At 70.1% G+C, this 12733-nt stretch carries 11 protein-coding genes; 9 read left to right on the top strand and 2 right to left on the bottom strand.

Annotation, left to right across the window (positions count from 1 at the left end):
- The first annotated feature begins 10 nt into the window (after nucleotides 1–10).
- Genes INP57_RS08160 through INP57_RS08140 form a run of 5 tightly spaced genes read left to right on the top strand, consistent with a single transcriptional unit; the run spans nucleotide 11 to nucleotide 5361 of the window.
- Complete coding sequence (locus INP57_RS08160; protein WP_200069494.1) at nucleotides 11–1177, top strand: acyl-CoA dehydrogenase family protein; 1167 nt, start codon at nucleotides 11–13, stop codon at nucleotides 1175–1177.
- Nucleotides 1177–2091, top strand: coding sequence for an HpcH/HpaI aldolase/citrate lyase family protein (locus INP57_RS08155; RefSeq protein ID WP_200069493.1), 915 nt, complete (start codon nucleotides 1177–1179; stop codon nucleotides 2089–2091). The genes INP57_RS08160 and INP57_RS08155 overlap by 1 nt, the downstream gene beginning before the upstream one ends.
- Nucleotides 2092–2095: 4 nt before the next feature.
- Nucleotides 2096–2608, top strand: coding sequence for a MaoC family dehydratase (locus INP57_RS08150; protein WP_200069492.1), 513 nt, complete (start codon nucleotides 2096–2098; stop codon nucleotides 2606–2608).
- On the top strand, nucleotides 2605–4083 hold the full coding sequence (locus INP57_RS08145) for an aldehyde dehydrogenase family protein (protein ID WP_200069491.1): 1479 nt from the start codon (nucleotides 2605–2607) through the stop codon (nucleotides 4081–4083). The genes INP57_RS08150 and INP57_RS08145 overlap by 4 nt, the downstream gene beginning before the upstream one ends.
- An 18-nt stretch (nucleotides 4084–4101) precedes the next feature.
- On the top strand, nucleotides 4102–5361 hold the full coding sequence (locus tag INP57_RS08140) for a CaiB/BaiF CoA transferase family protein (protein ID WP_200069490.1): 1260 nt from the start codon (nucleotides 4102–4104) through the stop codon (nucleotides 5359–5361).
- Nucleotides 5362–5408: 47 nt separating this feature from the next.
- Here INP57_RS08140 and INP57_RS08135 read toward each other — a convergent pair whose 3' ends face one another.
- Nucleotides 5409–6188, bottom strand: a complete 780-nt coding sequence (locus tag INP57_RS08135; RefSeq protein ID WP_200069489.1) for an SDR family NAD(P)-dependent oxidoreductase — start codon at nucleotides 6186–6188, stop codon at nucleotides 5409–5411.
- 103 nt (nucleotides 6189–6291) lie between these two features.
- Between INP57_RS08135 and INP57_RS08130 the strand changes: the two genes are divergently transcribed.
- The 3 genes from INP57_RS08130 to INP57_RS08120 all read left to right on the top strand — a co-directional run bounded on the left by INP57_RS08130 (nucleotide 6292) and on the right by INP57_RS08120 (nucleotide 9896).
- Entirely contained in the window at nucleotides 6292–7449 is a 1158-nt protein-coding gene (locus tag INP57_RS08130; protein WP_200069946.1) for an acyl-CoA dehydrogenase family protein, read from the top strand.
- A 251-nt stretch (nucleotides 7450–7700) separates the two neighbouring features.
- Nucleotides 7701–9002, top strand: a complete 1302-nt coding sequence (locus tag INP57_RS30275) for an MFS transporter (protein WP_200069488.1) — start codon at nucleotides 7701–7703, stop codon at nucleotides 9000–9002.
- Between the two features lie 147 nt (nucleotides 9003–9149).
- A complete protein-coding gene (locus tag INP57_RS08120; RefSeq protein WP_200069487.1) occupies nucleotides 9150–9896 on the top strand; it encodes a FadR/GntR family transcriptional regulator in 747 nt (248 codons plus the stop codon).
- A gap of 106 nt (nucleotides 9897–10002) precedes the next feature.
- Here INP57_RS08120 and INP57_RS08115 read toward each other — a convergent pair whose 3' ends face one another.
- On the bottom strand, nucleotides 10003–10833 hold the full coding sequence (locus INP57_RS08115) for an amidohydrolase family protein (protein WP_233627176.1): 831 nt from the start codon (nucleotides 10831–10833) through the stop codon (nucleotides 10003–10005).
- Nucleotides 10834–11084: 251 nt separating this feature from the next.
- Here INP57_RS08115 and INP57_RS08110 point away from each other — a divergent pair, with 251 nt between their 5' ends.
- Nucleotides 11085–12719, top strand: a complete 1635-nt coding sequence (locus INP57_RS08110; RefSeq protein ID WP_200069486.1) for an AMP-binding protein — start codon at nucleotides 11085–11087, stop codon at nucleotides 12717–12719.
- Nucleotides 12720–12733: the final 14 nt, after the last annotated feature.

The following is a 12733-nucleotide window of genomic DNA, read 5'->3' as shown; positions in this document are numbered from 1 at the left end:
GGAGACCACGATGGACTTCAACACCGACGAGGTGCACGACGACATCCGATCGGCGGTTCGCGCGTTGTGCGCGAAATTCTCCGACGACTACTGGATGGAGCACGACCAGAGCCAGGAATTCCCGTGGGAATTCTACGAAGCCGTGGTCAAGGGCGGCTGGCTCGGGCTGACGGTGCCCACCGAGTACGGCGGCGGTGGGCTGGGCGTCACCGAGGCGGCGATCGTGGAACAGGAGATCGCCGCCTCCGGTGCGGGGATGAACGGTTGCAGCGCCGTGCACATCGGCGTGTTCGGCTTCGAGCCGATCATCCGTCACGGCGACGAGCAGCTCAAGCAGCGGTTCCTGCCGCGGCTGGCCGAAGGTGACCTGCACGTGTCGTTCGCGGTCACCGAGCCGGACGCCGGTACCGACACCACCAACCTCAGCACGTTCGCGACCAAAGTGGACGGCGGATGGTCGGTGTCCGGCAAGAAGGTCTGGATCACCAAGGCGCAGGAGGCCGAGCGGCTGATCCTGCTGGCCCGCACGACGCCGCGCGGCGAGGTGGCGAAGAAGACCGACGGCCTCACGCTGTTCTTCGCGCCGATGGACCGCAACAACGTCACCGTGCGCAAGATCCCCAAGCTGGGCCGCAATGCCGTGGACACCAACGAGTTGTTCATCGACGAGTTGTTCGTCCCGGACGAGGACGTGGTCGGCGAGGTCGGCAAGGGCTTCCGCGCCATCCTGGCCGGGCTCAACGCGGAACGGGTGATCTCCGCGAACGCCGCGCTCGGCATCGGCCGCGCCGCGCTGCGCCGTGCCACCGGATACGCAACGCAGCGCGAGGTCTTCGGCCGTCCGATCGGCCGGAACCAGGGGATCGCGTTCCCGCTGGCGGAAGCGTTGATGCGGCTCGACGCCGCGGATCTGACCTGTCAGAAAGCCGCGTGGTTGCTGGACAACGGGCACACCGCGGGCCGCGAGGCCAACGCGGCGAAGTACTTGGCGGCCGAGGCGAGCTTCCAAGCCGCGGACGCGGCGTTGAGCGCGCACGGCGGCTACGGCTACAGCAAGGAGTACCACATCGAACGCTACTTCCGGGAGGCGCGACTGATGCGGATCGCCCCGATCAGCCAGGAAATGGTGCTCAACTACACCGCCGAGCACGTGCTCGGCCTGCCCAGGAGCTACTGATGCGGCCGTACCGTTCCGTGCTGTTCGTGCCCGCTCACCGTCCGTCCTGGGTGGACAAAGCCGTGGCCAGCGGCGCCGACGCGGTGGTGCTGGACCTGGAGGATTCGGTGCCCGCGGCGGAGAAGGCCGGGGCCCGCCGCGCCGCGGCGGAGTCCATCAAGCGGCTGCGCGGCGAGGGCGTCGAGATCGGGCTGTTCGTCCGGGTCAACCCGCTGGAGACGAAGTTGACCGGCGGAGACCTCGAAGAAGTCGTGGTGCCCGGGTTGACCGGCGTGTTCGCCCCGAAGATCGAGGCGGCCATCGACGTGCTGCGCTACGACGCGCTCGTCGACCACTTCGAGGTCCGCAACGGCGTGGCGGACCTGGAGTACATCGTGCCGGTGGAGACGGTCCGCGCCATCCACTCCTGCCTGGACATCGCGACCGCGTCCCCGCGGGTGGGCGCGATGATCGGCCCGACCGCCGAGCACGCGGACATCGCCAACGCCGTCGGTTACGAGTGGACCCCGGAAGGGCTCGAGACGCTGTACCTGCGCTCCCGCGTGCTGCTCGCCTGTCGGGAGGCCGGAATTCACGCGTTGACCGGGCTCTGGGAAGCGCTGTCCGATCTGGACGGGCTTCGCGAGTTCGCGCGCCGCGGAAGGCAACTCGGATTCCGCGGAATGATCGCGATCCATCCGAGTCACGTCGCGCCGCTGCACGAGGTGTTCACACCGTCCGAACAGGACATCGAGTTCTACCGCGGGCTCGTCGCCGCCTACGAGCAGGCCGCCGCGGACGGCGCGGGCGCCCTGCGCTACCGCGGCGTGCACATCGACAAGGCGCATTACGACAAAGCGGTGGACTGGCTTTGGCGTGCGGAATCGCTGCTTGCGGGCACCGGTCGGCAAGCGCTGCGGCGCGGGGAGGAGTGAGGCAGTGCGCGGACTGTACTTCGAGGAGTTCGAGATCGGCGCGAACTTCCGCCACCCGTTCACCCGCACCATCACCGAGATGGACAACGTCATGTTCACCTCGCTGACGATGAACCTGCAGCCGCTGCACTTGGACGAGGAGTTCGCCAAGCGCAGCGTGCACGGCGGCCGCGTGCTCAACAGCCTGTTCACCCTCGCGCTGATCGGTTCGTTCCACGTGCCGGAGCTGACCATGGGCACCACGCTCGGGAACCTCGGCTACGACAAGGTGAAGTTCCCGCACCCGGTCTTCCACGGGGACACGCTGCGCGCCGAGACGACCATCCTGGACAAGCGGGAATCCCGCAGCCGCGATGATTCCGGCATCGTCTGGTTCGAGCACCGCGGCTACAACCAGGACGACGTGCTGATCTGCGAATGCACCCGCGTCGGCATGATGGCCAAGAAGCCCGCGGACGATTCCGCGGCACCGCAAGGAGAACCGCCCGCCGACGGAGCCGAAGAAGGTGCGCGATGACCACGACGAACACCGATTCCCGCCCATTGCGCGATTTCGTCCCGCAAGTACGCACGCTCACCATCGCCAACAAGCCCGTGCAGCCTGCCGGTGAGAGCTGGGAAGTCCGCAATCCGGCCACCGAGGACGTGCTGGCGACCGTGGGCGGCGCCGCACCGGAGCAGGTGGACCAAGCGGTGGCGGCCGCGCGCGAAGCGTTCGGCCCCTGGTCGTCGCTGACCGGTGTGCAGCGCAGCGCAGCCATGCACCGGCTGGCGGACGTTTTCGAAGCACACCGGGACGAATTGCTCGCCTCGATCGTGAACGAGGTCGGCACTCCGGTGTCGCTGGCCGAAGGGATGCAGGTAGCCCTCGGGATCTCGCACCTGCGGTGGCAGGCCGAGGCGGCCAAGAAGGACCGCACGGTGCACCTCGGCGGGTTCGACCAGCCGGTGCCGACCGAAAGCGACGTGACGCACTTCCCGGTCGGCGTGGTCGCCGCCATCACGGGCTACAACTACCCGCTGAACCTGGCGATCTACAAGTTCGGGGCCGCGCTGGCCGCCGGGTGCACCGTCGTGCTGCTGCCGTCGCCGCGGACTCCGCTGACCACGTTGCTGTTCGGCGACCTCGTCCGCGAAGCCGAGCTGCCCGCGGGCGTGCTCAACACCGTCGTCGGCGGAACCGAAGCGGGACAACGGCTTTCCGCGCACCGCGGGGTGGACAAGGTCTCGTTCACCGGTTCGGACGCGGTCGGCTCGAAGATCATGGAGCAGGCGGCCCGCAACCTCAACGGCGTCACCCTCGAACTCGGCGGCAAATCCGCCAGCATCGTGCTGCCGGGCACCGAGGTCGAGTCGTTCGCCACCGACATGCACCTGCGCTGGTCGCGCAACGGCGGTCAGGGCTGCGCGGCGCTGGCGAGGCTGCTGGTGCACGAGGATCTCTACGACCGGTTCCTGGCGGCCAGCGCGGACGCCTTCGAGCAGATGGTCGTCGGCGACCCGTGGGACCGGGAGACCAACATCGGGCCGATGATCCGGCCGGACCACCGGGACCGGGTGCGCGGCTACGTCGACGACGCGGTCGAGGCCGGTGGCAAGAAGCTGCTGTCGGTGGAAAAACCGTTGCCGGACAAGGGTTACTTCGTGAACCCGGTGCTGCTCGGCGAGCTGGGGCACGACGCCCGCGCCGTGCAGGAGGAGATCTTCGGCCCGGTCGCGGTCGTCGTGCCGTTCCGGGACACCGAGGAAGCGGTCCGGTTGGCGAACGACACCGCCTACGGGCTGGCCGCCAACGTGTGGGCCGCCGACCTCGACGAGGGGCGCCACGTTGCCGAGCGGCTGCGCGCGGGCACGGTGTGGATCAACGGCGGCGGCGGGATGCGCCCCGACGCCCCGTTCGGCGGGTCGGGCCGCTCCGGCGTCGGCCGCGAACTCGGCGAATGGGGAATCCGGGAATACCTGGAACCCCGGCACATCCAGTGGCGGCTTTAGGCCGCCGAGGAGGCGATCATGGCAGGGACGACATCGGCCTCGGCCGACACCTCCGGGTCTGCGGGTGCATCCGGTGCGGGACCGCTGGCGGGCGTGCGGGTGCTGGAGCTCGGCACGATGTACGCCGCGCCCACCGCGGGCCGGATGCTGCGCGACTTCGGCGCCGACGTGGTCAAGGTCGAGGACCCGGTCACCGGGGACTACGCCCGGCAGTGGGTGCCGCAGAAGGACGGCCTGTCGCTGGGTTTCGCCCGGCTCAACGCGGGAAAGCGCTCCGTCGGCGTGGATCTGCGCGACCCGGAGGGCCGCGCGCTGGTGCGCAGGCTGGCCGCGCAGTCCGATGTGGTCGTCGAGTCGTTCCGCCCGGAACGGTTGGAGAAGTGGGGTCTGGGTTACGAACGGCTGGCCGCGGACAACCCAGCTCTGGTGCTGACCCGGGTTTCCGGTTTCGGCCAGACCGGCCCGTACAAGTCGCAACCCGGCTTCGGCACCGTGGCCGAGACCGCCAGCGGCTTCGCCCAGATCAACGGCTGGCCGCAGTTGCCGCCGACCTCCCCGCCGTTCGGCTTCGCGGACTCCATCGCGGGCATCGCCGCCGCGATGGGCACCGCGATGGCGCTGTACCGGCGGGAACGCACCGGCCAGGGCGAAGTGGTGGACGTGGCGCTGTACGAACCGCTGATGTTCATCATCGGGGACATGCTGCTGAAGTACACCGGACTCGGCGAGATCCAGGGCCGGATCGGCAACGGCACCGGAGCCGCATCGCCGCGCGGGATCTACGAGGCCGCCGACGGGAAGTACCTCTCGATCGCCGCGTCGAACCAGGCGATCGCGGAGCGGTTGTTCAGCGCGATGGGCTGCCCGGAGTTGATCGAGCACCCGCATTTCGCCACCAACGCGGCGCGGCTGGCCAACAACGACGAGGTCCAGCAACGGGTCCGGGACTGGGTCGGTTCGCTGCCGCGAGCGAAGGCGCTGGCGCTGCTGGAGGAGCACGAGGTGGTCAACGCCCCGGTCAACGATGCGGCCGACATCGTCGCCGACCCGCACTTCCTGCAGCGGACGCTGGTGGGCATCACCGGGCGGGACGAACTGGCCGGTTCCCTGATGCCCGGGCCGATCCTGCACCTGGCGGGCTACGACGGTCCGGTTTACGACGGTGTGCCGCGCATCGGCGAGCACACCGGCGCGATGCTGGGGGAGCGGCTCGGGCTGGCGGAGTCCGAATTGGACGAACTCGGCGGCCGGGGCGTGATCGCTTCCGGAGCGCGATGATCCGGCCGGCCGCCGGGAATTCCGGCGGCCCGCGGCCGATCACCGCCTCACGGCTGCCCACCGTCCACTGTGATCACCGACCCGGTCGTGTAGCTGGACGCCGCACCGGCCAGGTACAGCGCCGTGCCAACGATCTCGTCCGGGTCCCCGCCTCGGCGCAGCGCGAACCCCTCGGCGCGGCGCGCGAACGCTTCCGGGTCCCAGGACGAGCTCACATCGGTGTGGAACGTCCCCGCCATGATGGCGTTGCAGCGCACCGATGGGCCGAAGGCGTGCGCGAACCCGGTGGTGATGGCGTTGAGCCCCGCCTTGGCCGCGGCGTACGGCAGGATGCCCGGCCGCGGGTGCACCGCTCCGGCACTGCTGATGTTGATGATGCTGCCCCCGGACCCGGCGGCCATCCGGGTGCCCACCAGCGTGGCCAACCGGAACGGGGCTTTCAGGTTCACCCCGAGAACCTTGTCGAACAGTTCCTCGCTGACCGAGTTCAGGTCGTCGTAGAGCGGCGACATCCCCGCGTTGTTCACCAGCACGTCGACGTGCCCGAAGTGTTCGTAGGCGGTGTCCACAAGGGACTCCAGCTCGTCCCAGCGGCCGACGTGCGCGGGCGCGGGCAGCGCGGTGCGCCCGGTGGCCTGCTCGATCTCGGCGGCGGCCTGCTCGCAGGATTCCCGGCTGCGGCTGGCGATGACGACGTCGGCGCCTGCGGCCGCGAGCCCCTCGGCCATCCGCCTGCCCAGCCCGCGGCTGCCACCGGTGACCAGGGCGACCTTCCCGGTCAGGTCGAACGCGGTCTGCGGGTCGAAACGGTGCGGTTCACCCGACACGCGGCACCTCCTAGAGCGCCCCGGCGGGGCGCGGCATCTTCCAGCGGTCAGTATTCATTGTTATGGTAATCATCAATATGCCTCAAGGGAGAGGAGCGCGGCGGTGACCGACGAGCAGCACGGGGTCTTCGAGCTCCCCCGCAGGCACCGGGAACTGCAAGCCGAGGCGCGCGAGTTCGCGGCATCGGTGCGCGACATCGCCGCCCGCGCCGACGAATCCGACGACATCGACCCGGAGATGCGCAAGCGCCTCGCGGACAGCGGGCTCGCCTCGATCGTGGTCCCGGCCGAGTACGGCGGGCGCTACGAGCAGGTCGACTCGCTTGCGGTGACCGTCGTCCGCGAGGCGTTCGCCGCCGAGAGCGCGCACCTGGACTCGATGCTGGGCATGCAAGGGATCGGCAGCTACGCGATCAGCGCGGGCGGGCAGGACGAGGTGCGCCGGACCTGGCTGCCGAAGGTCGCCGCGCTCGAGGTGATCGCCGCGCTCGCGCTGACCGAGCCGGACGTCGGATCGGACCTGCGCGCGATCAGCACCACGATCACCGAGCGCAACGGTGAGCTGGTGCTGCGCGGGCACAAGTCGTTCATCACCAACGCCGGGGACGCCGACCACTACTGCGTGCTGGGCAAGGAAGGCGAGGACTACTCGCTGGTGCTGGTGCCCGCGGACGCGGCGGGCGTGTCCACGGAGAAGCCGCATCAGATCATCGCGCCGCACGTGCTCGGCGACGTCGTGCTCGACGACGTGCGGGTCCCGGCGGCCAACCGGCTCGGCGAGCGCGGCCGCGGGTTCAAGCTGATGCTGGCGACGCTGGCCACGTTCCGCGTCTCGGTCGCCGGAGCCGCGGTGGGCACCGCGCGGGCCGCGCTGGAGGAGGCCGTGCGGCACGCGACCGGGCGCGAGCAGTTCGGCGTGTCCCTCGCCCGGCTCGGGTCGGTTCCGGAGTCGCTGGCGACTTCGTGGACCGACCTGGAGATGGCGCGCTCGCTGACTTACCGCGCTGCGGCGGGCGCCGCCCGCGATCCGCTGGCGAACCTGCACCTGTCCTCGATGGCCAAAGTCGGCGCGACGGAGGCGTGCGCGCGGATCGTGGACCGCTCGCTGCAGACCATGGGCCGGTTCGGCCTGGTGCGCGGGTCCACGATGGAACGGCTCTACCGGGAGGCGAGACCGATGCGGATCTACGAAGGCTCCACCGAAGTGATCCTCGATTCCCTCGCGAAGCAACTGACCAAGGACATCGGCAAGATCTACTAAATGGTGCCTTAAAACGGTTTGCGTAGTGGGTCGGGTAGCGGAACCTCAGGCGTCTTCTGGCTCCGGGATCGCCTCGGAGACGTAGCTCCCTACGCGGCGTCGGCGCTGTCCTCGCCAGAAGACGCCTGAGAACCCGCCGGTGGTCCGCCTGAGTCCCGCACCGCAAGCGGCTTACGCCGCTTGTGAAACCGCCCCGAGCCGTTGCGGACCGCACCGATCGGGTCAGGACGAGTCCCGCGAAGGAGTCGAAAGTGGACGGCTTACCGCAACGGCGCGGTGGCGTGGTCGCGGCGATCTGCTTCGTGACGATCGTGTGCGACGGCTACGACCTCATCGTCTACGGCACTGTCGTGCCGAGCCTGCTGCGCTACGAGCCGTGGGGCCTGGACGCCACCGCGGTCGGGGCCATCGCGAGCTACTCGCTGATCGGGATGCTGCTGGGCGCGTTGCTGGTCGGTGTGACCACCGACCTGCTCGGCCGCCGCAAGCTGATGCTGGCCAGCGTCACCTGGTTCTCGCTGTCGATGGGCGCGTGCGCGGTGGCGCCGACCCCGGAGTTGTTCGGGCTGTTCCGGTTCCTCGGCGGCATCGGCCTCGGCGGCGTGATTCCCACCGCGATCGCGCTCACCGTCGAATTCGCCCCGCCGCGGCGACGGAATCTGGTCAACGCGCTGATGAACTCCGGCTACTCGGTCGGTGCGGTGCTGGCGGCGGTGCTCGGCCTGGTGCTGGTCGCCGGGCACGGTTTCCGCCCCCTGCTCGCGATCGGCGCGTTGCCGCTGGTGCTGGTCGTGCCGGTGGCGTGGCGGTGGTTGCCGGAGTCGGTGGACTTCCTCGCGGCGCGGGGCAGGCGAGCGGAAGCCGAGCGGGTCGCCGCGCAGTACGGAATCGCGGTGCCGGAGCCCGCAGCCGCCACCGCTGCCGGGCGTGAGCGCTTCCGAATTCTGTTGCGGCGCCCGTATCCGCGGCTGGTCGCCGCGTTCGCTGCGGCGAGCTTCCTCGGGCAGGTGGTCGTCTACGGCCTCAACACGTGGCTTCCGGAGATCATGCGCTCGGCGGGTTATCCGCTCGGTTCCTCCTTGCAGTTCCTCGTGGCGCTGAGCGTCGGCGCCGTGGCCGGCGCGTTGGTGCTGTCCACTGTGGCTGATCGGCTCGGCGCCCGGATCGTGGTGATCGCGGCGTTCGGCGTAGCGGTGCTGGCACTGCTGATCCTGAGCACGAACCCGCCGACGGTGGTGCTGTACCTGGCGGTGGCGCTGGCCGGGGTCGGCTCGAACGGCGCGCAGATCGTGCTCAACGGCTACATCGCGCAACGCTTCCCGGCCGGGGTCCGCGCAGGTGCGCTCGGCGGGATCCTGTCGGTCGGCCGGGTGGGCGCGATCCTCGGACCGATGCTCGGTGCCTTCGCGATCACCGCGGGTTTCGGGCTGCGCGGTGACTTCTACCTGTTCGTACTGCCCGCCGCGCTGGGCATGGCGGCGCTGTTGTGCACGCCACGCGAAGCCGCTCCGCAGCCATCGGACCGGCGGAGAAGCACGGGTAGAGCCCGATGAGCACGGCGGTGATCGCCACATCGAGCACAACAGGCAGCAGCCACCACGGTTGCTCCGCGCAACCGGAGCGCTTGCGGAAAATATGTGCGACTTTCCGCGTGCCCTGGCGCGACCGGCCACAACGCGGCCACTACCATGACAACTATTATGAATGAACCTGTGTCCGGGGCCGCTTGGGAACGGCGCGGCGAGAAGGTGTCGGCGATCATCGCGCGGGAGATCGTGCGGGACATCGCCAAGCGCGAGCTGCCGTCCGGCTCCACCTTGGAATCCGAGAGCGCGATGCTCGGCCGCTACCAGGTGGCCCGCGCCTCGCTGCGGGAGGCGCTGCGCGTCCTGGAGACCCACGGCCTGGTGCGGATGAAGCCCGGCCCCGGCGGCGGTCCCGTGGTGGCCGATGTGGACAGTCGCGAGTTCGGCCGGATGTGCACGCTGTTCTTCCAGGTGATGGGAATCCGGTTCAGCGAGCTGGTGGAGGCCCGGCTGATCGTCGAACCGCTGGTCGCTCGGCTGGCCGCCGAGCGGCGCGATCCGGAGGACAACGAGCAGCTGCGCACCATCGTGCAGGAGGGCTTCGACGCGGAGGACTCCGCCGAGTGGTTGCGCGCCAGCAGCGCCTTCCACGCCAAGGTGCTGTCCATGTCCGGCAACGGCCTGCTGAACATCTTCGCCCGCGCGCTCAAGGACATCTTCACCGAGCGGGTTTCCGGCGTGCTGTTCGTCAGCCGCCGCCGCGCGGAGGTGAAGAAGGTGCACGGGCAGATCGCCGACGCGATCGTGGACGGCGACGGCGACCGCGCCGAAGAACTCATGCGCGAGCACATGAGCGAGTACGCCAAGATGGTCGCGAAGAAGGAACCGCAGCTCATGAACGAGGTCGTGGACTGGCGGTGAGCTCGGAGGCGGTTCCGCGGCAGGGGCGGTGCGACCTCGGACGCCTCGAAGCGGGTGTCCTGGCGCCGCCGTTGCCGGCCCGGTGACGCACCCCCGAGGCGGCTGCTCAAACGGGCAGCCGCAGCACTCGGGAGAGGTTGCCGCCGAGCAGCGCCGCTTCGGTCTCGTCGCCCAGGCCGAGCGCTCCGATGGCGGCGATTTCCGCGGCCGGATCGGCCATCGGCCAGTCGGAGCCGAACACGACCCGTTCCGCGCCGTGCCTGCCGATGATCTCGCGCACGGTGCCCGGGTGCACCGTGGCCAGCCCCGGCGGCCAGCTCGTCTCCAGCACGATCGGCAGGTCCCGCAATTCCTCCCGGGCCTCTTCCAGCATGTGGTAGCCGCCGAAGTGGCAGGCGACCAGCCGCAGCCGCGGGAACGTGCGCACGATCTTGCGCAGCATCTTCGGAGTGCTCAGCGAGTTCACCGCGCCGCTGCCGCCCGCGCCCACGTGCGTGATCACCGGGAACTCGGAGCCGAACGCCTCGAGCAGCTCCCACAACCGCGGGTCCTCCAGGCCGAAGCCCTGGAACAGCGGGTGCACCTTGACCCCGTGGATGCCGTGCCTGCGCAGGCTGGCCAGGTTCGCTTCCACGGACTGATCCACGTGCACGGTGCCGAACGGGGTGAACCGGTCGCGGTCGAGCGAGGACACGAACTCGTTGGTGCGGTCGACGTGCTTGGCCGCGCCGGCCACGCCGAGCGCCACGCTGTGGTCGATGCCGTTCGCGCGCATGTCCGCGGCCAGCGTGCCCGCTTTGCCGTCGCGCAGCGCGCGCAGGCCGGGCAGCGCGTTCGCGCCGAGCGCCTTCTCCGCGATCGCGTCCGGCCACACGTGGGTGTGCGCGTCGATGATCACGTCGACCTCCGGTGGGCGGTGGCGATCCTCGCGGAGCAACTTAACAGACGCTGAAAATCATTACAATGGTTAGTCGCCGGTCCACAGTGGTCGGCGCGAGTGGTGTCGCGGACCCGGCGGAACCGAACTCCAAAGTGGACGTCGTTGCCGAATCGTTCATGGTCAGCCGGTTTTTTATCACCCGCATGACAACGAATCGCGCGGCCGGACCGGCTGTCTTGACGTGCTCGAAGCCGGGTCGGTAGAAGGTTTTGTTTACATTTCCCGTTGTAAACGTTCGGAGGGGCACCATGGCGCGGGACGACCACGAAGGCAGATCGGGCTCGGTGCGCCGAGCCGTGCAGAACCTGCGCGGGTTCCAAGTGCTCACGCGCGCGGGGATGGCCTCAGCCACTGCGCCCGCCACCGCGCTGCGCGGGCTCGCCGACGTGCGCGACCACGGCCCACTGGTCGGCGCGCTGCGGCACGCGCTGCGCACCCGCCCGAACGCCGCCGCACTGGTGGACGAACACGGCACGCTGACCTATGCCGAACTGGACCGCGCCTCGCGCGCATTGGCCCTCGCACTGCTGGAACGGGGATTCGAGCCCGGCCACACGATCGCCGTGCTGTGCCGCGACCACCGGTGGCTGGTGCTGGCACAACTGGCCTGCGGCCGGATCGGCGTGCACGTCGTGCTCGTCAACACCGGGTTCGCCGCCCCGCAGCTGGCCGACGTGCTCGCCCGCGAGGACGCGGCAGCGCTGGTGCTCGACGGTGAATTCCACCCGCTGGTGCAGGAGGCGCGGTTGCGGCTGCCGTGCTTCGTGGCCTGGCAGGCGCCGCAGCCGCGCGGTGCGGGACCGAGCCTGGCGGACCTGGTGGCGGAGGCCGACGACGGCGCGCCGCTGCCGGAACCGGATCGCCCGGGCAGCGTCGTGCTGCTCACCAGCGGCACCACCGGCCGCCCGAAGGGCGCGCGCCGCCAGGTCCGCTCCGCGCTGGCCGCCGCGGACTTCCTGGACCGGATCCCGCTGCGGGCGCACGAGCGGACCTTCCTGGCCGCACCGCTGTCGCACGCGATCGGTTTCTCCCAGCTGACGGTCGCGTTCGGGTTGGGCAGCACCGTCGTGGTGCACCGGAGGTTCGATCCCGGGCAGCTCGCCCGGGCGGTGCACGAGAACGGCTGCACCTGCGTGGTCCTGGTGCCGACGATGCTGCACCGGCTGCTGGAGCTGGACGAGCGGTTCCTGCGGGAGCTGCTGTCCTCGGTGCGTTCGGTCGTGGTCTCCGGCTCGGTGCTGGCACCCGCCTTGGCACAGCGGGCCAGTGCGGTGCTCGGCGACGTGCTCTACAACCTGTACGGCTCGACCGAGGCCGCGGTCGCCGCGGTCGCGACCCCGCGGGAGCTGGCGGCGGCGCCCGGCACGGTCGGCCGGTCCCCGCGCGGGTGTGCGGTGCGGCTCTACGACGAGCACAACCGGCGCATCACCCGACCGCACACCGCCGGCCGGATCTTCGCAGGTGGCCAGCTCGCCTTCACCGGCTACACCACCGCCGGGGTCGGTCGCGGGCGCATCGACGGGCTGATCGACACCGGGGACGTGGGGCACTTCGACGGTGACGGGCTGCTGTTCGTCGACGGGCGGGCCGACGACATGATCATCTCCGGCGCGGAGAACGTGTTCCCCGCCGAGGTGGAGAACCTCATCGCGACCCACCAAGCGGTCAAGGACGTCGCGGTCATCGGCGCCGAGGACGCGGAATTCGGTCAGCGGCTGCGGGCTTTCGTGGTGCCGATCCCGGGCGCCGAGCTGGAACCGCAGGAGATCGTCGAGTTCGTCCGCCGCCGGCTGGCCCGGCACAAGGTCCCGCGCGAGGTCGTGCTGGTGAAGTCGGTTCCGCGCAACACCACCGGAAAGCTGGTGCGCCGCGCGCTGGCCTGAGCCCGGTGCCCCGG

It is taken from the genome of Saccharopolyspora galaxeae (assembly GCF_016526145.1).
In the GTDB taxonomy this organism is placed as follows: Bacteria; Actinomycetota; Actinomycetes; order Mycobacteriales; family Pseudonocardiaceae; genus Saccharopolyspora_C; species Saccharopolyspora_C galaxeae.
This window is presented reverse-complemented; position numbering and strand designations above follow the sequence as displayed.